This is a genomic window from Nocardia pseudovaccinii NBRC 100343 (assembly GCF_001613225.1).
GTDB lineage: Bacteria > Actinomycetota > Actinomycetes > Mycobacteriales > Mycobacteriaceae > Nocardia > Nocardia pseudovaccinii.
In genome coordinates this window covers 1-20039 of record NZ_BDBY01000149.1, presented here as the reverse complement: position 1 = coordinate 20039, position 20039 = coordinate 1, and the positions used below count along the sequence as shown (strand labels likewise).

Genomic DNA, 20039 nt, shown 5'->3' with positions numbered 1-20039 from the left:
GGGAGTAAAGCGTGGACTTCACCCGGGACGAGGGCCAGGATGCCGTGGCCGAGGTCGTCGTGAGTTTGCTGGAGCGTGAACCGGCACGCGATATCGAGCTGTGGCCGAGCCTGATCGAGACCGGACTGCTCTCGCTCGCGCTGCCGGAGCAGTTCGGTGGTGACGGTATGGGCTTGGCGGAGGTCTCGGTCCTGTTGACCGAACTGGCCGCCGAGGCGGTGGCGGTGCCCGCCCTGCCGACCCTGGGCCTCGGCCTGCTGCCGCTGCTGGCCGCATTGCCGGACAGCGTCGCCGAGCGGGTCTATCCGGAGGTCGCCAAGGGCACGGTGCTCACCGCCGCGCTCAGCGAGCGCGCGAATCCGTTCGTGGTCAAGCCGGAGACCACCGCGGTTTCCGATGGCGACACCGTGCGCGTCACCGGTCACAAGGTGGCGGTACCGTATGCGGAGCAGGCGCGCTGGCTCTTGATTCCGACGAATTCCGGTATTGCACTGGTTGATTCGAATTCGCCGGGGCTCACCCTGACGCCGTCACCGGCTTCCGGCGGGATTCCGGAATATTCGGTGCGCCTGGACCAGGTCGAGATTCCGGCCGAGCAACTGCTGCCCGATGGCATCGGTGAACTGCACCGGTTGGCCATCGCCTCGATCGGCGCGACCGCGGACGGACTGCTCAAAGGTGCGCTCGTGCTCACCGCCGAGCACCTGCGGACCCGGCGGCAGTTCAATCGGCCGCTCGCCGAATTCCAGGCCGTCGCACAGCAGATCGCCGATGTGTACGTCGTCTCGCGGACGCTGCACGCCGCCGCCGTTTCGGCGAACTGGGCACTGGCACAGTCCGATTCGACGACGCCGCATCAGGAGCGTATCGATGACGACCTCGATGTGCTCGCCTACACCGTGGCCTCGGAACTGCCCGCCGCCATGCAGAAATGCCATCACCTGCACGGTGGCCTCGGGGTCGATGTGACCCACCCGATGCACCGCTACTTCTCGCAGGCCAAGGACATCGCCCGCTGGCTCGGCGGCGAATCGTTCCGACTCGATCGATTGGGGGCCAGATGTTCATCGATCTGACCGCGGAGCAGCGCAAGCTGCGCGATGAATTGCGGGCATACTTCGCCGATCTCGTCACTCCCGAGGAGGAGGCCGAGATGGCGATCAACCGCCACGGTGACGCCTACCGCGCTGTGGTGCGCCGGATGGGTGCGGATGGTTGGCTCGGTGTCGGTTGGCCGAAGGAGTTCGGCGGCCAGGGTTTCGGGCCGATGGAACAGCAGATCTTCTTCAACGAGGCGGTGTGCGCGGATGTTCCGCTGCCGCTGGTCACCTTGTTGACGGTCGGGCCGACGCTGCAGAGCTTCGGCACCGACGCACAGAAGGCGAAGTTCCTGCCCGGAATCCTTTCCGGCGATATCCATTTCGCGATCGGCTACTCCGAACCGGAGGCGGGCACCGACCTCGCCGCGCTGCGCACGAGTGCGGTGCGCGACGAATCCGGCGATTGGATCGTCAACGGGCAGAAGATCTTCACCACCGGTGCGCATGAGGCCGACTATGTCTGGCTGGCCTGTCGCACCGGCTCGGTCGAATCACGGCACCGGGGCATCACGATCCTGATCGTGGATACCACCGATCCCGGCTACTCCTGGACGCCGATCATCACCTGCGACGGTGCGCACCACACCAACGCCACGTATTTCGACAATGTCCGGGTGCCCGCCGACATGCTGGTGGGCGAGGAGAACAAGGGGTGGCGACTGATCACCACCCAGCTCAACCACGAGCGGGTGAGCCTCGGCCCGTCCGGCAAGATCGAACAGCTCTACGACCGGGCGCGCGAATGGGCCCAGTCGCGCGGTGTGCTCGCCGAGGCGGATGTGCGCCGTTCGCTCGGTCGCATCCACGCCATGGCTCGGCTCAACGAACTGCTGAACTGGCAGGTCGCGGCGACCGTCGACGGTGACCAGGCCACCGTGATCGCCGATGCCTCGGCAACCAAGGTGTATTCCACCGAATCGCTGCAGGAGGCGGGCCGGTTGGCCGAGGAGATCGTCGGGCATTACGGCGATCCGGCCGATCCGGCCACCGCCGAACTGCTGACCTGGCTGGACCGCAGAACCAAACAGAATCTGGTGGTGACCTTCGGCGGCGGCGTCAACGAGGTGATGCGCGAACTGGTCGCCTCCTCCGGGCTGAAACTGCCTCGGGTACCTCGATGAATCCGCGCCGATGCGCGGTACGGACGACGACAAGGAGCCGCGCGTGCCGGAAACCATGACTCCGGAAGCGATTACCGAAGCCGCCGAGAAGATCATCGCGGCGGGTGATTGCGCGCCACGCCTCGGGCGTGACCCGGTGAACCAGCCGATGATCAACAACTGGGTGGAGGCGCTCGGGGATCGGAATCCGATCTACGTCGACGAGGAGGCCGCGCGTGCCGCCGGACATCCCGGCACCGTGGCCCCACCGGCCATGGCACAGGTGTGGACCATGTTCGGGCTCAACGGTTCTCGTCCGGCCGATGATCCGATGGCGCAGGTCACCGAGCTGCTCGACAGTGCGGGCTATACCTCCGTGGTCGCGACCGACTGTCAGCAGACCTATCACCGGTATGTGAATGTCGGCGAGCAGATCTCGGTGACCAGCAGGCTTTCCGAGATTCGCGGGCCGAAGAAGACCGCGCTCGGCGATGGCTGGTTCGTCACCTTCCAGACCAGCTGGCACGTCGGTGACGAGGTCGTCGCCGAAATGCTGTTCCGGCTGCTCAAATTCGCACCCGGCACCGGTGCCGCACCGAAAGCGCCCGCGGGCGAACGGGTCAAACCGCTGGTCTCCTGGGATACCGAATTCTTCTGGGAGGGCACCAAGGTCGGGGAGCTGCGGATCCAGCGGCTGCCGGACGGCACGCTGCGGCATCCGCCGATTCCGGCGCTGTGGCAGGACAAGTCGGAGCAGACCGACTATGTCGTCGCCGCCGGGCGCGGTGAAGTGTTCAGCTACGTCGTGCATCACGCGCCGAAAGTGCCCGGGCGGCAACTGCCTTTCGTGGTCGCGCTGGTCGAATTGGAGGAGGGTGTGCGGATGCTCGGTGAGCTGCGCGGCGTCGATCCGGCCGATGTGAAGATCGGCCTGCCGGTGCAGGTGGAGTTCGAGAAGCTCGACGACGCGGCCGTGCTGCCGGTCTGGCGGGTGATCGCATGACCTACGTCGAACCGGCCACCATCGAGGTCGGCACCGCGCTGCCCGAGTTGGTCATTACCGCCGATCCGACCTTCGTGATCAGTACGGCCTTGGCCACCAGGGACTTTCAGGATGTGCACCACGACAGGGACAAGGCCGTCGCCCGTGGTTCCAAGGACATCTTCGTCAATATCCTCACCGATACCGGGCTGGTGCAGCGCTTCGTCACCGACTGGGCCGGACCGCGCGCCATCGTCAAATCGGTAGCGCTGCGCCTGGGGGTACCGCTGTATGCCGGTGACACGCTGACACTTTCCGGCACCGTCTCCGCGATCCACGGCGAAGACATCCATATCGATGTCGTCGGCCGCGACAGCCTCGGTGACCACATCACGGCGAAAGCCGTTATCGCACTGCGGAGGCCATGATGACCGCTGACAGCACCACCGGGATTTCCGGCCGCGCCGCCATTGTCGGCATCGGCGCCACCGACTTCTCCAAGGACTCCGGCCGCAGCGAATTGCGTTTGGCCGCCGAGGCGGTCACCGCGGCGCTCGCCGACGCGGGCCTCACCCCCGCCGATGTGGACGGCCTGACCACCTTCACCATGGATACCAATACCCAGGCGGCCGTGGCACGCGCCGTCGGTATCCCGCAGCTGAAGTTCTTCAGCCACATCGGATATGGCGGCGGTGCCGCCTGCGCCACCGTTCAGCAGGCCGCCATGGCGGTCGCCACCGGCGTCGCCGATGTGGTTGTCGCCTATCGCGCCTTCAACGAGCGTTCGGTATCGCGCTTCGGCCAGTTCTCCACCGCGCTGGCCACCGCGCCGACCTCATCGGGCATCGATGCGGGCTGGTCCTATCCACAGGGGCTGGGGACACCGGCCGCGCAGGTGGCCATGGTCGCCCGCAGGTATATGCATGTCTACGGCGCGACGAGCGCGGACTTCGGCCGCGTCGCCGTCGCCGACCGCAAACACGCCGCGGTGAACCCGGCCGCCTTCTTCTACGGCAAGCCGATCACCATGGAAGACCACCAGAATTCGCGCTGGATCGCCGAACCGCTGCATCTGCTGGACTGCTGCCAGGAGTCCGACGGCGGTGTCGCGATCGTGGTCACCAGCGTCGAGCGGGCCCGGGACCTGCCGCAGCGCCCGGCCGTAATCGCCGCTGCCGCACAGGGTTCCGGTGCGGACCAATATGTCATGACCAGCTACTACCGTGACGCCCTCACGGGGCTGCCCGAGATGGGTCTGGTCGGCGATCAGCTCTGGGAGCAGAGTGGTTTGCGTCCGGAAGATATGCAGGCAGCCATCCTCTACGACCACTTCACTCCGTTCGTCCTCATGCAGCTGGAGGAACTCGGCTTCTGCGGACGCGGTGAGGCAAAGGATTTCATTGCCGACGGCGCCATCGAAGTCGGTGGCCGCCTACCGCTGAACACCCACGGCGGACAGCTGGGCGAGGCCTATATCCACGGCATGAACGGGATTGCCGAGGCGGTGCGGCAGATCCGCGGCACCTCCGTCAACCCGGTGGCGAACCTGGAGCACATCTTGGTCACCGCGGGCACGGGCGTCCCGACCTCGGGGTTGGTACTCAGCGCGAACTGAGCGGATCTCGGCATTCGCCGAGATCCGTCCGTCGTATGATCGGGTCGAAGAGTGGATGCCGAATTCCGAGACCTGATCAGTTGGCGTCGTAGGGGAGCAGAGTGAAATGGTCAGCACCCCAGAGCGGGCGGAGTTGGCGAAAGTGCCGCTGGTCCAGGGTCACCACCGCGGTGGTGCGGTAACGGTCTGCTAGTACGACATTCGACGCGTCGGCGATTCCGATGTAATCCTTCGGCCCGTTGAATTGACGTGTGATTGCCACCGCGACGGCGTGGTCCTCGGCGGTCCACTCGGCCAGCTCATAAGCGCCTGTCACGACATCCTGGCCGAAGGCGCGGGCAGCATCTGCTCCAAGCCGCGACGACAGCATGTAGTCGGCTTCGGCGACGATGAATGGCGATACAACCAGCAGGTCGACGGCCTCGCCAAGGATGTGTGCGATGGCTGGATGCTCCGGATACGCCTCGTCGAATGAGGCCAGAATGGTACTTGTGTCAATGATAAGTGCGGTCACTCGCCGAAGCCTCGGGCCAGCTCCTCGTCGATCTCTTCAGCGTTGAGTGGCCGGTCGCTGCGGTAGCCGCCGATCGTTGGGCGAGGTTTTTTCGCGCTCTCGTCGATCAGTCGGTCGATTTGCTGTGCAAGCGTCAATCCGTGGGCGGCCGCTAGCCGGTGCAGCCGGTCGCGGGTTGCCTTCGGCACCTTGATGGTTGTAGCGGTCATACCGATTAGTATACCGAGCGACACGCGCAAGCAGGGGAGGAGTCTGATGGCCGAGCGTCATCTTGTCGACGTGCATATTCTGCTCGTCTGCGACGGTGAGGTGTTGCTCAGCAGGCGGCGCAGTCCGGACGAGTTCGACGGTCTGTGGCATCTGCCTGCGGGGAAGCTGGAGTCCGGCGAGTCCGCGACCGCTGCTGCCGCGCGTGAGGCGGGGGAGGAGATCGGGGTCGTCATAGACCCCGCGGAGCTGCGCCTGATTCATACCGCACACGTGACCAGCTCCGGGCGGGAAGCCCGGCTCGGGCTGTTCTTCCATGCACTGCGCTGGGCGGGTGAGCCGGTGAATCGCGAGCCGGACAAGAGCTATGGGCTGCGCTGGTTTTCGCTCGACGCGCTGCCGGAAGAGTCGCTGATCCGCTATTCGGCAACCGGAATCCGTGGGTTCACGAGTGGCACGCCTTATAGCGAGTTGGGCTGGACGAGGTAGCTCCGGGATCGGCGGGGGTCGGTTGGCGGGCCAGTCCGGGTTCGCGAGGGGCACGCGTTTTGGCGAGTTGGGCTGGACGAAATAGTCCCGGGATCGGCGGGGTCGGTTGGCGGGCCAGTCCGGGTTCACGAGAGGCACGCGTTATGGCGAGTGGGGCTCGGCGTAGTAGCCCTGGGGTCTACGGGGTGAGTTGGCGGGACAGCATGGCCGCGAGCTGGTCGACGCTGTCTCGGGTGCCTGCCGGAACATAGGCCCGCGCGCCCGCGAATCTATCGAACACCGCGCCTTCGAGTACCGCGATGAAGTCGGCGGCGGCCGCATCGGGATCGGAAAAACCCAAGGCGTGGAATAGTTCTCGCGCCCGCTCGGTCGAGAAAAGGCTGTGTGTCAGCCGCCGGTGCAATTCCGGATCGCCGAGCAGATCGATGATCAGCGCATGCCGGACGATCAGGTGATTGCGACGGTCGACGAGTAAGCGGTCGAGCCAGGTGGCTATGGCCTTCGCGATGTCATCGGGCTCGCGGGATGGTGACGGGGTGAGCTCGGCGGCGGCGAAGTCGTCGTGGGAGCGGGTGGTGATCCGGTCCGCGATCGCCTCGATGAGCGTGCGTTTGGTGCGGAAGTAATAGGAGGCCGAGCCGCCGGGCAGCTCGAGAGCGGTATCGAGGGCGCGGTGGGTGAGCGCTCGAATGCCCTGGCTGGCAATCACATCGATGGCGGCGTCGACGAGTGCCGCGCGGCGGTCGGTTGTGGACATCATCACCTTCTCTGGCGGCCGCATCCGCTGATCCTCTACAACTGTAGAGGATCAGGAGGATGTCATGGAAGACAATGTCACGCTGGATGCCGATCAGCTCCGGGCGCGCGCACGCCTGCTCGAACTGCTCGACCGGCACGACAAGCCGATGAAGCGGCACCGCGGCATCTACCTGCACGGCAGACCCGGTCGCGGCAAAACCATGCTGCTGGACGACTTCTTCGCGCGCATAGCGTCGAACCGTAAGCGCCGCTTCCATTTCCACAACTTCTTCGCCAAATTGCACACCGCGGCACACGAGTCGGGCTCCATCGACAAGGCCATCGACAGCCTGCTCGCCCACGCCGAACTGGTCTGCTTCGACGAATTCCACGTGCACGATATCGGCGATGCCATGCTGATCGCCCGCATGCTGGACGCCCTATTCGCTCGCCGCATCGTCCTGGTGGTGACCTCGAATTACCCGCCGGAGCAGCTGCTGCCCAACCCGCTGTTCCACGACCGCTTCCTGCCGACCATCGCGCGCATCCGCGCGCATCTGGATACCGTCTCGGTCGACGGCCCACTCGACTACCGCACCCGCGCCGCGCACAGCGGCACCGGCTTCGCGTCCGGTTGTTACCGCATCGACGATGCGAGAGATGCCGACTCCGCAGAGGTCGTTGTTTCGGGTGCCCGCGAGATCCGGGCCGCCGTCGACGGCTCCGCCGTCACTTTCGACTTCACCGCCCTGTGCGGCTCCGCCACCGCCGCCTCGGACTACGTCGAACTCGCACACCGCTTTCGCCGATGGACCTTGCGCAACGTCCCACCCTTGCGCGAGGTCCCGCCCGACTGGGCGATGCGCTTCGTCAATCTGATCGACGTGCTCTACGACGCCGATCTCGAACTCACCCTCGAGGCGCACACCGCACTATCCGACCTGGTGGCCGACGTTGCCGCCGTCCCCGATCTGGCACGGACCGCAAGCCGCCTGAGTGAACTCCGTCAGCCCGAATCCGTCGTGTTCCGCTAGCTGCGCACCCACTCGAGTGCACTGCCGGTTACGGATAAAAAGGAGCCGATCCTAAGTATTCGATTCACTCCCGAGCGGACCACTCGGCATGTAACTATGTGCCTGTTCAGAGCTGTACTCAGATGTGGTGGTAGCAAGTGGCCAGGGCGGGAGCGCCGATATCGCGCGTGATCGTGCTGATCACGCTACTGGCGTGTGCCGCGATAGCGCTGCGCGGCCATATTCCCGGGGCCCATGATTCCGGCGATCACCGCACGGTGCCATCGGCGATTTCGGTGGTATTGATGCCGGTACTGCTCACGGTATCGGTCGTGATCCTGATCGCCGGGGTGATAGCCAGCCAGCACCGACTGCCGCTGGCCATGCCGGAGGTGGATCGTGATTCCGAGCGCAGACATGGACTGCTCGGCCGTACCGGCCTACTGGTGCTGGCCGCGCTGGCGGTCGTTTCCTTGATCGTCGCGGCGGCGTCGGCGGTCTTCTTCGTCGGCTTCGGCCGCGAGGGTGAGCCGACGCCGTCATCGGGGCCGCGCGGAACCACCACCCGCACCCCGCAGGAGGCGGTCACCGCCCCCGCTACCCCCGACGGCGCGCCCACCCAGCACCTCACCGGGACGGCACTACTGGTGGCCATTGTCGCTGCCGCCGTGCTGGTCGGCGGGGCAGTGATCGGGCTGATCGTGGTCGCGATGGCGGGGCAGCGCAAGCCCCGCGTGGTGCCGGTCCCGGTGCCCCCGGCCGCGCCGACGGTCGCGGGTTCGCTGGCCAGGGCGGCCGAGATGGGTCTGGCCGCCATGAATGTGCCCGGCCAGGATCCGCGCGAGGCCATCATCGCCTGTTACGTCGCGATGGAACGTGGGCTGTCTTTCGATCGCGCGGCCGCGCCGCTCGCATCGGATACCCCGATGGAGGTGCTGGCCCGCGCCTTCGAGCGCGGCGCACTGCACGACGCGTCGGCCAGGGAATTGGTCGCGCTCTTCGAGGAGGCCAGGTTCAGTCCGCATTCGATGCTGGAGTGGCAGCGGATGCGGGCCGAACAACTGCTGCGTATCGTGCTGGCCGATCTGCAAGGGGAGATGGTATGAACCGCGCGATCGTGATCGGTGCGCTGATCCTCATCGTGCTGATCGAGCTCATCACCCTCGGCAAGGCCCGCGGTGCGTTGCTCATCGCCGCCGGAGTTCCGGTGGCGCTGGCCATGATTCAGCTCATCTGGTCGTTGACCGGCCGTTCGGCCATCAAAACCGATATCGGATCCGACGATATCGACAACGGTCCCGCCGAGATGCTGCGGCACTGGCATGCCAGAGCGGAGATGCTCGCCGATCGCGCGGACGGCACCAGAGCCGACTGGGATCGGCATCTGCGTCCGCTGCTGGCCAAGGAGTTCGAGTTGTCCACCGGCCTGCGGGTCGCCAAGAACCGCAAGGCGACCGAGGCCGCCGGAATTTTGCAGTTCGGCCCGGAACTGTGGCGCTGGGTCGATCCGGCCAACTCAGCACTGCGGGATCAGACGACTCCCGCACCGGGGCGTGCGGCGCTGGACGAAATCCTGCGCTGCTTGCAAAAGATGTAGTCGACCCGGCATGAGTGGTCAGGCCCGGAGGAGGCAGCTTGCGTAACCATGTGGGGCCCCGCTCATGCCAAATTGAATACCGTCGTAGGAGAATGGGTTGAGGCAAGTGCGAGTAGACATATGACGATGCCGATGGACACGACCATCCAGCGCAGCGAGGCGGTGCTCCGGGAACTGTCCCGGGTGATCGTCGGCAAGCGGGATGAGTTGCAGCTGATCATGATCGCCGTACTTGCCGGCGGTCACATCCTGATCGAGGATCTGCCCGGCCTAGGCAAGACGCTCATCGCCAGGTCCTTCGCCGCCGCGCTCGGCCTGGACTTCACTCGCGTGCAATTCACGCCCGACCTGCTCCCCGCCGATCTGCTCGGTTCCACCATCTACGACATGTCCACGGGCCGATTCAATTTCCGGCGCGGACCGGTTTTCACCAATGTGCTGCTGGCCGACGAGATCAACCGCACCCCACCGAAAACCCAGGCCGCGCTGCTGGAGGCGATGGCGGAGGGCCAGGTCAGCATCGACGGCGAAACCTTCCCGCTGCCACAGCCTTTCATCGTGCTCGCCACGGATAATCCGATCGAATACGAGGGCACCTATCCGCTGCCGGAGGCGCAGCTGGACCGGTTCGCCATGCAGCTACGGCTGGGCTATCTGTCCGAGAACGACGAACGCCAGATGATCCGCCGCCGCTTGGAACGCGGTTCGGCGACACCGCAGGTGGTGCAGGTGGTCGATGCGAACGGCCTGTTGGAGATGCGCCAGTCCGTCGAATTCGTCACGGTGCATCCGGACGTGGTCAGCTACGTGGTCGCGCTGGCCGGTGCGACGCGTGCGCATCCGCAGGTCGAAGTGGGCGCGAGTCCGCGCGCCGAACTCGATCTGGTGCAGATGTCGCGGGCCCGTGCGCTGCTGCTCGGGCGCGACTATGTGATTCCGGAAGACGTCAAGGCGCTCGCCGTTCCGGCCATGGCGCACCGGATCACGTTGCGTCCCGAGATGTGGGTGCGCCGGATCCGCGGCGAGGACGTGATCACGGAATTGCTGCGCCGTCTGCCGGTTCCGCGCGCGTCGGTGACATGATCCGGCGGGAAAGGGCATGACCCAGCCGGATACCCCTGCCCCCGTTATCCAAGGGATCGCGGCGGCCAATGCCGCGGCGGCGCGACCACCGACCCGGGACGAGCCGATGGCGGGCGGGGCGCGGCATCGGGATATGAGTGCCGCCGTCGAGGCCGAATTGCGCTGGCGTCCAGCGCCGTTGGTGTTCATGCTGGCGGTGGGCGCGGCGGTGGCGCTGCTACTCGCGGTGGTGCTCGGTCGCTGGCAACTGGTCGTCTTCGCGGCTCCACTGCTCGGTGTACTGGCCACCGCGCCGTGGCAGCAGTCCAGGACCCGGATCCAGGTGGACGGCGGCGGCACGCTGCGGTGCTTCGAGACGGAGGAGATCGTGACGACGATCGGCGCCTTCGTAGAATCGGGTCACGCGTTGCTTCGGTTGAAGCCGGAGAAGTTCGCGGGACTCGGGATCGACATCGAGGAGGCGATCGATTCCGGGACGGCGCCCGCCGGGCTGCGGTTGGCTCTGACGGCGGACCGCTGGGGTCGCTATCCGCTGTCGGTGCGGGTCACCGCGCTGAGCCCGGCGGGGCTGTCCGTGGCTTCCGCGGTGCTGCCCGCGGGACAACTGTTCGTCTACCCGATCACCGATCCGCAGCGAATGAAGTTGCCGCGCACCGAACTTCCCGAACGGCTCGGCATTCACCTGACCCGCAAGCACGGTCCCGGTGTGGAGTACGCCGATATCCGCGCCTACGCGCCCGGCGATCAGCTCCGCATCGTGAACTGGCCGGTGAGTGCGCGGCGCGGGCGACTATACGTCACCGAGCGGTTGACCAACCGGTCCGCGGATGTGGTTGTGCTGGTGGACACTTCGCAGCAGGCGCCGGGCCCGGCCACCGATTCGCTCGAGCTGTCGGTGCGCGGTGCGGCGCAGGTGGTGCAGTCGACGCTGCAGGCCGGTGACCGCACCGCGGTGGTCTGCCTGGGCCAGTCCCCGCGCTGGTTGCGCCCGGATATCGGGCGGCGGCAGTTCTATCGGATCGTGGATACCGTGCTCGATGTCGGCGATGAGCACATTCCGACCACCGGCACGTTGGCGCCGCATGCGGCCGTGCCGCTCGGTGCGATCATCGTCGCTTTCACCACGCTGCTGGACACTCAGTTCGCGCTCGCGCTGATCGATCTGCGCAAGCGCGGACATGTGGTGGTGGTCGTCGATGTCCTGCGCGGCACACCGTTCCACGAACATCTCGATCCGACCCTGGCGCGGATGTGGAATCTGGAGCGCGCCTCGATGTATCGGGATATGGGAACCGTCGGCGTCGATATCGTGGCCTGGACCGAGGATGCCCGACTGGATCAGGTCATGCGATTGATCCCGGACCATCGCCGAACCGTAAGGGTGCGCCGATGATTCGATTCCTCGCCATTCTGTCCGGGGTGCTACTGGTGACCTCGGTGACCTTGATGACGCCATGGGCCGGGATTCCGGCGGCGGCGCTGGTGGTGGCGGGCTGGTGGTTCCGGCTCCCCGCGGTCGGCGCGGTGCTTCTCGCGATCGGGGTGCTCGCCGTGGCTGATACGGGTGTACTGGCCGCCGCCGCAGCAGGTTTGGTGGCTACGGCCTATCTGCTGAATACCGCGACGGTGTCCGCGCCGGTCGGCGTTGTCCCGACCACGGTTCCGTCCGTCACGGGCGCGGTGGCATTTTCTGCGGTAGCTGTCGGCGCGGCGCTGCTCCCGTTGCGCTTGGCCTGGGTCCCGATCGCCGCCCCGATCCTGGTGATCCTGCTGTACGCCCTGGTAATCCAGGGCGTCGCAATCAAACGAGCACGCAACGACGAGACCGCGCGCGTGCCCAGTTGAGGTCATAGTCGCATCCTGCGATCTAGGCACCGAGGCTCCCAAGCCTCCGGGATGTACTGGTGGAGGGGCCGTCGGCAGGGGTTCAAGTGGCCGACGCAATGCTGCCCGCCCGGGCCTCCCTTTGTCCCGAAAATGTACTGGTGGAGGGGTGCTCTCGGGCGTTTGCCTCCACCGGTACATCGTGATCAGACGTCCAGTGCTCAGGTGAAGCGGAGGCTGACGTCGGCGAGGACGGGGGCGTCGGCGCGGTCGGCGACGGTGGCGCTGATGATGAGTTCGGCGTCCGTGCGCCAGATCCGGGTGCGGATGGTTTCGCCGGGGTAGAGGACGCCCGCGAAGCGGGCACGGAAGCCGGTGACGCGGCTGGCGTCCGAATCGAGCACGGTGTCGGTGGCGGTTTTGCAGACGATGCCGTAGGTGCACAGGCCGTGCAGGATCGGAGCGGGGAAGCCTGCGGCGCGGGCGAATTCGGGATCGGAATGCAGGGGGTTGCGGTCGCCGCACATGCGGTAGAGCAGGGCCTGCTGGGGGAGGGTCGGGGTGGTGACGTCGAAATCCGAGGCGCGGTCGGGGAGTTCGGCCTTGGTGCTCGGGCCGCGTTCGCCGCCGAAGCCGCCCTCACCCTTGGCGAAGATGGATGAGCGTGCGGTCCACAGCGGTTCGCCGTCGGAACCGGTGATCGTATGTTCCTGCACTACGACGGCGGCGGAGCCTTTATCCCAGAGTTCGGTGATGCGCCTGGTGATGGTCGCCTTGCCCGCGGCCGGAATCGGGCGGTGCACTGCGATCTCCTGGTGGCCGTGCACGACCTTCGCCAGATCGATGTCGATGCCGGGGAACTGCACCTTCGGTGGCTCGGTGTCGTGGAAGGTAGGTGCCACGGTCGCGAAGGTCGGCAGTACCTGCGGATCGCGGTCGTCGACGTAGCGTAGTTCGGCCGGATCCGTCCAGCGTGTGCCAGCCCCGAGGCCGAGGTGGTACAGCTGCACTTCGGATGGCGTCCAAGTGAACTCTCCGCTCGGAAGTTCCGCGCCGAGCGCGATTTTCGGGTCGATGGGCATCGAGTTCTCCTTGTGAATGCTTGTGGACAGATCGCCAGCGGCTTGCGGGCGACCTGTCGTGGGCGTATCCCAGCGATCCGAGGCCCCTTGTGGCAATTGCCTCGGATCGATCGTGCGGCGGCCGGGCCGCGACCGGCAAGGTGGCGTCCGCTCCGTGAGACGTCACGCCTCGCCTATGCCTCGGCGGTGGCCTTGGCCGACTGCTGCTTCTTGCGCTCGGCGATATCCAATACCGCGAGGTAGCCGAATGTGATCGCGGGGCCGATGGTCGCGCCGGGGCCCGCGTACGTATGACCCATGACGGGGGTCGCGCTATTGCCGGAGGCGTACAGACCCTCGATCACGGTGCCGTCCTCGCGCAGGACCCGCCCGGCGGTGTCGGCGACCAGGCCGCCCTTGGTACCGAGGTCGCCCGGCACGATCTTGGCCGCGTAGAACGGACCCTGCACGAGCCCGGCAAGGCATGGGTTCGGCTGCACCGTCGGATCGCCGTAGTACCGGTCGTAGTGGCTGTTGCCGCGGCCGAAATCCTCGTCCTTACCGGTGTCGGCGAACTTGTTGAACCGCTCGACGGTCGATGTCAGATTCTCGGCGGGCACGCCGATCCTGGTGGCCAACTCCGCGAGGCTATCGGCCTTGACAATCAGGTCGTTTTCCATCCAGCGGGACGGAAACCGCTGACCAGGCTGCAGTCCGGCGAAGATGTAGCGGTTCCGGTAGCGCTGGTCGAAAACCAACCATGCGGGGATGTTCTCGCCCGGACCCTCACCCTGCCCGTATTCGCCGCCGTACATGGTGTGCACAGCCTCGACGTAAGGAGCGGACTCATTTCCGAATCGCTTACCGTCGGCGTTGACCATGATGGTGCCGGGCAGATTCCGCTCGGCCAGCGCGAACCACGGCTTTCCGCCCTTGAAGATGGTCGGCCCCCACCAGGAATCCTCCATGAAGCCGACCGCGCCGCCTGCTTCCATCCCGGCATTGATGCCGTCGCCGGTATTGGCGGCCGCGCCCGTGGTCCACTCGGTGGTGATGGGCTGGCGCTGGTACTTGGTGCGCATTTCGGCGTTGTGCTCGAAACCGCCGCTGCCGAGCACCACACCGTATTTGGCGGTGAACCGCACGGTCTCGCCGTTGTGCTCGGCCTCGACGCCGGTGACCACGCCGTTCTCCACGACAAGTTCGGTCAATGGAGTGTTCAGCAGCAGCGGCACATTCGCGTCGATGAGCCCCTTGCGCATGGCGGCGATAATCGCCTGTCCCATACCGAGGATGTGCTTGCCGGTCCACTTGGCGAAGTAGGTGCGGGCGCCGACCCGCATGGCCCGCATGATGCCCTTGGGATGGCGACGGATCAGGTTGAGCCGGACGAAGTCGGCCTGCATGACGACGACATTGAGCGGGGCCTTGGCATACGGGGGCTCGAGGTTGAACCGCTCTTCACCGAGGATCTTGGCATTGAACGGCGCGGGCTCGCACGAGCGGCCCTGGCCCAGGCCGCCGGGGGCCTCCGGGTAGTAGTCGGAGTAGCCGGGCACCCACTTCATCTTCAGCGGGGTGTGGTCGAGGACGAAGTCGAAGGCCTCCGCACCACGGTCGATGTAGGTGTCGATCCGGTCCTTGGGCACCACGTCGCCGATGATGCTGTGCAGGTAGGTGCGGGCGTCCTCGCGATCGTCGGGACGACCGGAGGCCTTCAGTGCCTTGTTGCCGGGGATCCACACGCCACCCCCGGAGCGTGCGGTCGACCCGCCGTAATGCGCGGCTTTTTCAATGATCACCGCACTCAGCCCATGGTGGGCCGCGGCGAGGGCGGCAGTCATTCCGGCAGCACCGCTGCCGACCACCACCACATCGTATTCCCGATCAGTCATGTAGAACACGTTATAGAATGGGACCGCATTTGGTCTATGTTGAGTGGCAGAAGACGCGCTCGACGTTCCATTCGTCGAGAAAACTTGTTTCAGTTTCTGACCGGAGTGATGTACATGGGCCTCGAATGGGACCTGACCGCCGACGTTGTCGTCGTCGGCTACGGCGCGGCGGGGGCCGCGGCCGCGCTGGAAGCGACCGAGTCGGGTGCGCAGGTGCTGGTGCTGGAGCGTTTCGCCGGTGGCGGGGCGTCGGCATTGTCCGGCGGCATCATCTACGCGGGCGGCGGCACCTCGGTGCAGCACGAGGCCGGGGTGCGCGATACGCCGGAGCAGATGCTGGCCTATCTCGAGCGTGAGGTCGGCACGGCCGTCACGCCCGAGACGCTGCGGCGGTTCGTGGACGAGAGTCCGGCGCTGATCGAATGGCTGAAGGGACACGGGGTGCCGTTCGAGGCGTCGCTGTGTCCGTACAAGACGTCGTATCCGAATGACAGCTACTACCTCTACTACTCCGGCAGTGAGGTCTCCGGTTACGGCCGCGAGGTCGCGACGCCCGCGCAGCGCGGTCACCGGGTCAAGGGCAAGGGCACGTCCGGGAAGAAGCTCACCGGTCCGCTGGCCGCCTCGGCGTCGCGACGCGGGGTCCGGGTCGAAACCCTCACGCAGGCAACGCGATTGATCACCGATGACAACGGCACCGTGATCGGCGTCGAATGCGAGTCACTGCGCGCCGCCCCCGGGCGGGTCCGGGATCGCTACACCCGCATGGCGAAAATCGCCGCCAAGCCGGGCATCTACTATCCGCCGCTGCGCAAGGCGATGGAGCGCCAGCTCGCGAAGCTCGATCGCCGGTACCGCACGAGAATTCGGATTCAGGCCCGTCGCGGTGTGGTGCTCAGCGCGGGCGGATTCATCGCGAATCGGGAGATGCTGCGGGAGTACGGGCCGCAATACCGCGGCGGACTCGCGCTGGGCACCACCGGTGATGACGGCAGCGGCATCCGGATGGCCGAGCAGGTCGGTGCGGCGACGGATCGGATGGGCAATGTCTCGGCGTGGCGATTCATCTTGCCGCCCAGTGCATTTACCGGTTCCGTACTGGTGGATGCGGAAGGTCGCCGGGTCATCGATGAGACCCGCTACGGTGCCGCGGTCGGCCACGCACTGATCACCGAACACGGCGGCAAGGGTTGGCTGCTCGCCGACGACGGACTCATGCGCACCGCGATCTCGCAGATCCGGACGCAGTCGGCCTGGTTTCAGCGCGGACAGTTCGAGGCCATGCGGCGCAATGCGGTGCGCGGCGAGACCCTGGACGCCGTCGCGGCGAAGGCCGGTGTCAATGCCGACGGATTGCGTGCCACCGTCGCCGAGCACAATGCCGCGATCGCGAGCGGTGCGCCCGATCCGGTCGGCAAGCCCGCCGAATTCACCAAAACGGTGGGGGCGGGACCGTTCTGGTTGCTGGATGTGGGTATCAAACCGAGCGTCGTCAATCCGTGTCCGATGCTCACCCTCGGCGGAGTCGTCGTCGATGAGGACACCGGGGCGGTGAAATCCGCTGCCGGAACCGATATTCCCGGCCTGTACGCGGCTGGCCGAACGGCAGTCGGCATCTGCTCGGATTCCTATGTCAGTGGATTGTCCCTGGCCGACTGCATTTTCTCCGGTCGGCGTGCGGGCCGATTCGCGGCAGGCGCCGAAGTGCTTTCGCGGGCAGCGGTGCCCGAAGCGACAACAGTGGAAGGAAACTAGCGTGCTGTCCGACGCGGTACGAATCGAATTGGCCGATGAACTCGAGGCCGCCGAACGCGATCGGGTCGGCATCGACCCGCTCATCGCCAGGCATCCGGATATCGATGTCGTCGACGCCTACGAGATCCAGCTGATCAATATCCGGCGCAAACTCGACAACGGCGCGAAGGTGGTCGGGCACAAGGTCGGACTTTCGTCGCTGGCCATGCAGCAGATGATGGGTGTGGACGAACCCGATTACGGTCATCTGCTCGCGGATATGGAGGTCTTCGAGGATGTTCCGGTCGAGACCTCGCGCTATCTGATTCCGCGAGTCGAGGTCGAGGTCGGATTCGTGCTCGGCGCGGATCTGCCCGGCGAAGAATGCACCGAGGCCGATGTGCTCGCCGCGACGGTCGCCTACGCGCCGTCCATCGAGCTGATCGATTCGCGGATCAAGGATTGGCAGATCGGACTGGCCGACACCATTTCCGATAACGCGTCCTCGGCCGGTTTCGTGCTCGGTGCGGCACGGGTTGCGCCGAAAGACCTGGATATCAAGGCCATCGACGCCGTGCTCACCCGAAATGGTGAGGTCGTCGCGCAGGGGCGCAGCGATGCGGTGCTCGGCGATCCGGTGATCGCGGTGGCCTGGTTGGCGCGCAAGGTCGCCAGCTTCGGGGTGCGGTTGAAGGCGGGCGACATTGTGCTGCCCGGTTCCTGCACCCGCGCCATCGATGCCCGTGCGGGCGATTCGTTCCACGCCGAGTTCGCCGGACTCGGTTCTGTCCGTTTGCAATTCAAATAGGAGGCTTGCCGTGTCCGAAACGGGGACCGTCACCGCCGCGATCGTCGGATCCGGCAATATCAGCACCGATCTGCTGTACAAACTGCTCCGCTCCACCACGGTGGAACCGAAGTGGATGATCGGAATCGACCCGGAGAGCGAGGGTTTGAAGCGCGCCCGCGGGCTCGGGCTGGAAACCTCGCACGAGGGCGTGGACTGGTTGCTCGCGCAGTCGGAACTGCCGGATCTGGTATTCGAGGCGACCTCGGCATATGTGCATCGAGCGGCCGCTCCGAAATACGCCGAGGCCGGAATTCGCGCGGTCGATCTCACGCCCGCCGCGGTCGGGCCCGCCGTGGTGCCGCCGGTGAATCTGGTCGGCGCGAATCTCGATGCGCCGAACGTCAATATGATCACCTGCGGTGGTCAGGCCACCATTCCGATCGTCGCGGCGGTATCGCGCGTGGTGCCGGTGGTGTACGCCGAAATCGTCGCCTCGGTGTCGTCGGTGTCCGCCGGACCGGGCACCCGCGCCAATATCGATGAGTTCACCAAGACCACCTCGCGTGGTGTGGAGACCATCGGCGGTGCACAGCGCGGCAAGGCCATCATCATTCTGAACCCGGCCGAACCGCCGATGATCATGCGCGACACCATTTTCTGCGCGATTCCCGAGGATGCCGATACCGATGCGATCGCGGATTCCATCCATCGGATGGTCGCTGATATCCAGAAGTACGTGCCCGGCTACCGGCTGCTGAACGAGCCGCAATTCGACCCGCCGTCGGTGGTTTCCGGTGGGATGGCGAAGGTTTCGGTGTTCGTGGAGGTCGAGGGCGCCGGTGATTTCCTGCCGCCCTACGCGGGCAACCTCGACATCATGACCGCGGCCGCCACCCAGGTCGGCGAGGTCATGGCGAAGCAGATTCTGTCGGCCCGGGTGTAAAGGAGCTCAACCATGGCATATTCCGCAGAACTAGACATCCGCGTCACCGACACGTCGCTGCGTGACGGTTCGCACCACAAGCGCCACCAGTTCACCGCCGACGACGTGCGCAATATCGTGACCGCGCTGGACGGCTCCGGAGTGCCGGTCATCGAGGTGACGCACGGCGACGGCCTCGGCGGCTCGTCGTTCAACTACGGCTTCTCGCACACTCCCGAGCAGGAGCTGGTCAAGATCGCCGCGGAGACGGCGAAGCAGGCCAAGATCGCGGTGCTCATGCTGCCCGGCGTCGGCGTCAAAGAGGACATCAAGATCTCCCAGGACAACGGCGCGTCGATCTGCCGCATCGCCACGCACTGCACCGAGGCGGACGTATCGATCCAGCACTTCGGTCTCGCGCGGGAACTGGGGCTGGAAACCGTCGGCTTCCTGATGATGTCGCACACCCAGCCGCCGGAGGCGCTGGCCAAGCAGGCGCGCATCATGGCCGATGCCGGATGCCAGTGCGTCTACGTGGTGGACTCCGCGGGTGCGCTTGTGCTCGAACAGGTTTCGGACCGGGTGGCGGCGCTGGTCGCCGAACTCGGCGATGACGCCCAGGTCGGCTTCCACGGGCACGAGAACCTGGATCTGGCGGTTGCCAACTCGATCTATGCGGTTCGCGCCGGTGCGAAGCAAATCGACGGCAGCGCGCGGCGATTCGGCGCGGGTGCGGGCAATACGCCCGTCGAGGCGTTTGTGGGTGTCTGCGACAAGCTCGGTATCAAGACCGGCATCGATTTCTTCGCGATCGCCGATGCGGCCGAAGATGTGGTGCGGCCGGTCATGCCGCAGGAATGCCTGCTGGACCGCCAGTCTCTGATGATGGGCTATGCGGGTGTGTACTCCAGCTTCCTGAAGCATGCCGAGCGCCAGGCCGAGCGCTATGGGGTTTCGGCGGCCGAAATGCTGGTGCGTGCGGGTAAGCGCAAGTTGGTCGGTGGTCAGGAGGACCAGCTGATCGATATCGCGCTCGAACTTCAGCGTGAGGCGTCTGTCTCTGCCTGAGCCTGCTCCGAGAAGGCCGCGACCGGTTCGGTCGCGGCCTTTTTCGCGGTTACGGACGCGGCTCGACTCGTTCGGCGAACAGACGCGGTTCTCGCCTCGGAGCTCATCGACCCAGATGTTCAGCATGGCGGCGAGCGACAGGTGAACATTCGAATTCGGGGGTCGCGGACGGGTGCGGAATCGGCGATCATGAATCGTGATCTGTCCGCATTGCAATGCGAATCTGCTGCGCAAACAGCGCGGCGGTCGGCGCTGTTCGACCTGTAGGCGGGAATTCGCGCTCGAACCGAAGGAAAGTCCGCTCGGG

21 protein-coding genes are annotated in these 20039 nt (G+C 65.9%); 16 read left to right on the top strand and 5 right to left on the bottom strand.

All coding sequences use genetic code 11. The features are described 5' to 3' along the window. Positions 1–11 precede the first annotated feature (11 nt). From NP3_RS17910 to ltp2, 5 genes are read left to right on the top strand one after another with little or no spacing between them, the layout of a single operon-like run. Positions 12–1076, top strand: a complete 1065-nt coding sequence (locus NP3_RS17910) for an acyl-CoA dehydrogenase family protein (RefSeq protein WP_063042741.1) — start codon at positions 12–14, stop codon at positions 1074–1076. After that, on the top strand, positions 1061–2221 hold the full coding sequence (locus NP3_RS17905; RefSeq protein WP_063042740.1) for an acyl-CoA dehydrogenase family protein: 1161 nt from the start codon (positions 1061–1063) through the stop codon (positions 2219–2221). Before NP3_RS17910 ends, NP3_RS17905 begins: the two co-directional genes overlap by 16 nt. 55 nt (positions 2222–2276) lie before the next feature. Continuing rightward, positions 2277–3203: a bifunctional MaoC family dehydratase N-terminal/OB-fold nucleic acid binding domain-containing protein gene (locus tag NP3_RS17900; protein WP_084508666.1), complete on the top strand. Its 927-nt coding sequence runs from the start codon at positions 2277–2279 to the stop codon at positions 3201–3203. After that, a complete protein-coding gene (locus NP3_RS17895; RefSeq protein WP_063042739.1) occupies positions 3200–3610 on the top strand; it encodes a MaoC family dehydratase in 411 nt (136 codons plus the stop codon). The genes NP3_RS17900 and NP3_RS17895 overlap by 4 nt, the downstream gene beginning before the upstream one ends. Beyond that, positions 3610–4797 carry a 17-hydroxy-3-oxo-4-pregnene-20-carboxyl-CoA lyase gene (ltp2, locus tag NP3_RS17890; protein WP_063042738.1) on the top strand — a complete coding sequence of 396 codons (1188 nt, stop codon included), beginning with the start codon at positions 3610–3612 and terminating at the stop codon, positions 4795–4797. Before NP3_RS17895 ends, ltp2 begins: the two co-directional genes overlap by 1 nt. Positions 4798–4873: 76 nt before the next feature. Here the strand turns inward: ltp2 and NP3_RS17885 are convergent, their stop codons facing one another. Both NP3_RS17885 and NP3_RS17880 read right to left on the bottom strand, forming a co-directional pair. Next, on the bottom strand, positions 4874–5311 hold the full coding sequence (locus NP3_RS17885; protein WP_063042737.1) for a PIN domain-containing protein: 438 nt from the start codon (positions 5309–5311) through the stop codon (positions 4874–4876). Further along, positions 5308–5520, bottom strand: a complete 213-nt coding sequence (locus NP3_RS17880; RefSeq protein ID WP_063042736.1) for a hypothetical protein — start codon at positions 5518–5520, stop codon at positions 5308–5310. The genes NP3_RS17885 and NP3_RS17880 overlap by 4 nt, the downstream gene beginning before the upstream one ends. 46 nt (positions 5521–5566) lie before the next feature. Between NP3_RS17880 and NP3_RS17875 the strand changes: the two genes are divergently transcribed. Next, on the top strand, positions 5567–6007 hold the full coding sequence (locus NP3_RS17875; RefSeq protein WP_063042735.1) for an NUDIX domain-containing protein: 441 nt from the start codon (positions 5567–5569) through the stop codon (positions 6005–6007). 178 nt (positions 6008–6185) lie between these two features. Here the strand turns inward: NP3_RS17875 and NP3_RS17870 are convergent, their stop codons facing one another. Continuing rightward, a complete protein-coding gene (locus tag NP3_RS17870) occupies positions 6186–6788 on the bottom strand; it encodes a TetR/AcrR family transcriptional regulator (protein WP_245720992.1) in 603 nt (200 codons plus the stop codon). Positions 6789–6828: 40 nt separating this feature from the next. On the opposite strand from NP3_RS17870, the gene zapE reads away from it, so the two are divergent. The 6 genes from zapE (at position 6829) to NP3_RS17840 (ending at position 12283) form a co-directional block, all read left to right on the top strand. Then, a complete protein-coding gene (gene zapE, locus NP3_RS17865; RefSeq protein WP_063042734.1) occupies positions 6829–7779 on the top strand; it encodes a cell division protein ZapE in 951 nt (316 codons plus the stop codon). A 137-nt stretch (positions 7780–7916) separates the two neighbouring features. Continuing rightward, positions 7917–8864, top strand: a complete 948-nt coding sequence (locus NP3_RS17860; RefSeq protein WP_218024870.1) for a DUF4129 domain-containing protein — start codon at positions 7917–7919, stop codon at positions 8862–8864. Continuing rightward, entirely contained in the window at positions 8861–9355 is a 495-nt protein-coding gene (locus NP3_RS17855; RefSeq protein WP_063042732.1) for a hypothetical protein, read from the top strand. The genes NP3_RS17860 and NP3_RS17855 overlap by 4 nt, the downstream gene beginning before the upstream one ends. 120 nt (positions 9356–9475) lie before the next feature. Next, on the top strand, positions 9476–10438 hold the full coding sequence (locus NP3_RS17850; protein ID WP_063042731.1) for an AAA family ATPase: 963 nt from the start codon (positions 9476–9478) through the stop codon (positions 10436–10438). A 133-nt stretch (positions 10439–10571) separates the two neighbouring features. Next, entirely contained in the window at positions 10572–11831 is a 1260-nt protein-coding gene (locus NP3_RS17845; RefSeq protein WP_063042751.1) for a DUF58 domain-containing protein, read from the top strand. Continuing rightward, positions 11828–12283, top strand: coding sequence for a hypothetical protein (locus NP3_RS17840; RefSeq protein ID WP_063042730.1), 456 nt, complete (start codon positions 11828–11830; stop codon positions 12281–12283). Before NP3_RS17845 ends, NP3_RS17840 begins: the two co-directional genes overlap by 4 nt. A 200-nt stretch (positions 12284–12483) precedes the next feature. Here NP3_RS17840 and chsH3 read toward each other — a convergent pair whose 3' ends face one another. Together chsH3 and kstD are read right to left on the bottom strand one after the other, a co-directional pair. Beyond that, entirely contained in the window at positions 12484–13344 is an 861-nt protein-coding gene (chsH3, locus tag NP3_RS17835) for an enoyl-CoA hydratase ChsH3 (RefSeq protein WP_063042729.1), read from the bottom strand. A gap of 173 nt (positions 13345–13517) precedes the next feature. Next, on the bottom strand, positions 13518–15227 hold the full coding sequence (gene kstD, locus NP3_RS17830; RefSeq protein WP_063042728.1) for a 3-oxosteroid 1-dehydrogenase: 1710 nt from the start codon (positions 15225–15227) through the stop codon (positions 13518–13520). Between the two features lie 105 nt (positions 15228–15332). Here kstD and NP3_RS17825 point away from each other — a divergent pair, with 105 nt between their 5' ends. From NP3_RS17825 to dmpG, 4 genes are read left to right on the top strand one after another with little or no spacing between them, the layout of a single operon-like run. Next, on the top strand, positions 15333–16973 hold the full coding sequence (locus tag NP3_RS17825) for an FAD-binding protein (protein WP_063042750.1): 1641 nt from the start codon (positions 15333–15335) through the stop codon (positions 16971–16973). Position 16974: 1 nt separating this feature from the next. Next, complete coding sequence (locus NP3_RS17820; RefSeq protein ID WP_063042727.1) at positions 16975–17760, top strand: 2-keto-4-pentenoate hydratase; 786 nt, start codon at positions 16975–16977, stop codon at positions 17758–17760. A 10-nt stretch (positions 17761–17770) separates the two neighbouring features. Continuing rightward, complete coding sequence (locus NP3_RS17815; RefSeq protein WP_040686235.1) at positions 17771–18685, top strand: acetaldehyde dehydrogenase (acetylating); 915 nt, start codon at positions 17771–17773, stop codon at positions 18683–18685. 12 nt (positions 18686–18697) lie between these two features. Beyond that, positions 18698–19732: a 4-hydroxy-2-oxovalerate aldolase gene (gene dmpG / locus NP3_RS17810; protein WP_063042726.1), complete on the top strand. Its 1035-nt coding sequence runs from the start codon at positions 18698–18700 to the stop codon at positions 19730–19732. The last annotated feature ends 307 nt before the right edge of the window (positions 19733–20039 follow it).

Excerpts from the sequence above, each read along its gene's own strand:
- NP3_RS17905 (WP_063042740.1), top strand. The coding sequence starts at position 1,061 with ATGTTCATCGATCTGACCGCGGAGCAGCGCAAGCTGCGCGATGAATTG.
- NP3_RS17900 (WP_084508666.1), top strand. The coding sequence starts at position 2,277 with ATGACTCCGGAAGCGATTACCGAAGCCGCCGAGAAGATCATCGCGGCG.
- NP3_RS17895 (WP_063042739.1), top strand. The coding sequence starts at position 3,200 with ATGACCTACGTCGAACCGGCCACCATCGAGGTCGGCACCGCGCTGCCC.
- ltp2 (WP_063042738.1), top strand. The coding sequence starts at position 3,610 with ATGACCGCTGACAGCACCACCGGGATTTCCGGCCGCGCCGCCATTGTC.
- NP3_RS17880 (WP_063042736.1), bottom strand. The coding sequence starts at position 5,520 with ATGACCGCTACAACCATCAAGGTGCCGAAGGCAACCCGCGACCGGCTG.
- NP3_RS17875 (WP_063042735.1), top strand. The coding sequence starts at position 5,567 with ATGGCCGAGCGTCATCTTGTCGACGTGCATATTCTGCTCGTCTGCGAC.
- NP3_RS17870 (WP_245720992.1), bottom strand. The coding sequence starts at position 6,788 with ATGCGGCCGCCAGAGAAGGTGATGATGTCCACAACCGACCGCCGCGCG.
- zapE (WP_063042734.1), top strand. The coding sequence starts at position 6,829 with ATGGAAGACAATGTCACGCTGGATGCCGATCAGCTCCGGGCGCGCGCA.
- NP3_RS17855 (WP_063042732.1), top strand. The coding sequence starts at position 8,861 with ATGAACCGCGCGATCGTGATCGGTGCGCTGATCCTCATCGTGCTGATC.
- NP3_RS17850 (WP_063042731.1), top strand. The coding sequence starts at position 9,476 with ATGACGATGCCGATGGACACGACCATCCAGCGCAGCGAGGCGGTGCTC.
- NP3_RS17845 (WP_063042751.1), top strand. The coding sequence starts at position 10,572 with ATGAGTGCCGCCGTCGAGGCCGAATTGCGCTGGCGTCCAGCGCCGTTG.
- NP3_RS17840 (WP_063042730.1), top strand. The coding sequence starts at position 11,828 with ATGATTCGATTCCTCGCCATTCTGTCCGGGGTGCTACTGGTGACCTCG.
- chsH3 (WP_063042729.1), bottom strand. The coding sequence starts at position 13,344 with ATGCCCATCGACCCGAAAATCGCGCTCGGCGCGGAACTTCCGAGCGGA.
- NP3_RS17825 (WP_063042750.1), top strand. The coding sequence starts at position 15,333 with ATGGGCCTCGAATGGGACCTGACCGCCGACGTTGTCGTCGTCGGCTAC.
- dmpG (WP_063042726.1), top strand. The coding sequence starts at position 18,698 with ATGGCATATTCCGCAGAACTAGACATCCGCGTCACCGACACGTCGCTG.